This is a genomic window from Colwellia sp. BRX10-4 (assembly GCF_014077465.1).
In the GTDB taxonomy this organism is placed as follows: Bacteria; Pseudomonadota; Gammaproteobacteria; order Enterobacterales; family Alteromonadaceae; genus Colwellia_A.
The window spans coordinates 1-234 of sequence record NZ_JACGVZ010000167.1 but is presented as its reverse complement, the minus strand read 5'-3'; the positions used below and the strand labels follow the sequence as shown (position 1 = coordinate 234).

General features: G+C 43.6%; 1 protein-coding gene. It reads left to right on the top strand.

Features of this window, described 5'->3' with window-relative positions; genetic code table 11:
* The coding region (locus H4J67_RS20240; RefSeq protein WP_182204967.1) for a cadherin-like domain-containing protein at window positions 1-234 on the top strand (234 nt) is incomplete at both ends.

Sequence of the window (234 nt, the reverse complement as noted above, 5' to 3'; positions counted from 1 at the left end):
CGCCACGGGCAATGTCCTCGATAATGCAGAAAGTGCAGATGGACCATTAACTGTCACCAGTTTTACTGTTGGTGGAAATACGTACAATGCAGGTGATACGGTTACCCTTGCTGAAGGTGAACTCACTTTAAATGCCGATGGTAGTTACACTTTTACTCCGAATGATAACTTTAATGGTGCTGTGCCTGTAATTACTTATATTGTTACTGACGGTGCAGGTGATACTCAGCGTTC